Genomic DNA, 1,001 nt, shown 5'->3' with positions numbered 1-1,001 from the left:
GGTCACCGCCGACGAACCGGCCGAGATCCTCGTCTGGGAGATGCACGCCACGGTCGCCTGACCGCCGCCGGCTCGCGTCGCCCTCCCACGATCACGCTGGAACATGGATGTAGTGGCCTCCGCCTTCGCGGAGGCCACTACATCATGGATCCAGCACGATCATGCTGGGCGCTGGGCGCTGGGCGCTGGGCGCTGGGCGCTGGGCGCTGGGCGCGCGGGGTGCCGGGCGCCCGAGGTGTCGGTCGCGCGGGGTGTCGGGCGCGCGGGGCGCCGAGGTGCTGCGCCGGCTACGCCGGGGACTCGGTGCGGTCGCCGGCCCAGGTGGTGTGGAACGAGCCGTCGTGGTCCACCCGCTGGTAGGTGTGCGCGCCGAAGTTGTCCCGCAGACCCTGGATCAGCGCCGCGGGCAGCCGCTCGGCGCGCAACGCGTCGAAGTACGCCAGCGACGACGAGAACGCGGGCGTCGGCACCCCGGCCCGGGTCGCGTCGCCCACCACCCGTCGCCAGCTCGGCACACCGGCGCTGACCGCCTCGGCGAAGTACGGGGCCACCAGCAGCGTCGGCAGGTCCGGCTGCTCGTCGTACGCCTCACGGATCCGGTTGAGGAAGCGGGCCCGGATGATGCAGCCGCCCCGCCAGATCGTCGCGGTGCCCCCGAGATCGATGTCCCAGTTGTATTCCTGGCTGCCCGCGCGGATGTGGTCGAAGCCCTGCGCGTACGCGACGATCTTGGAAGCGAGCAGCGCCCGGCGGACGTCCTCGATGAAGGTCTCCCGGTCGGTGACCTGCCACTTCTCACCCGCGTCGGGGAACGCCCGGCGGGCCGCCTCACGCTGGTCGACGTGCCCGGAGAGCGAGCGGGCGAAGGTCGCCTCGGCGATCCCGGTGATCGGGATGCCCAGGTCCAGGGCGCTCTGCACGGTCCACCGACCGGTGCCCTTCTGCTCGGCCCGGTCCTGCACGATGTCCACGAAGGAGCGGCCGGTCGTCGCGTCAGTGTG

1 pseudogene is annotated in these 1,001 nt (G+C 72.8%); it reads right to left on the bottom strand.

Annotation, left to right across the window (positions count from 1 at the left end):
• Positions 1-287: 287 nt before the first annotated feature.
• Positions 288-1,001: pseudogene (locus KBX53_RS34130) on the bottom strand (NADP-dependent phosphogluconate dehydrogenase); the annotation flags it as partial.

It is taken from the genome of Micromonospora sp. M51 (assembly GCF_018070305.1).
Classification (GTDB): Bacteria; Actinomycetota; Actinomycetes; order Mycobacteriales; family Micromonosporaceae; genus Micromonospora; species Micromonospora parva.
Note: the sequence above shows the minus strand (reverse complement) of the source record. Positions and strands in the feature narration are given on the sequence as shown.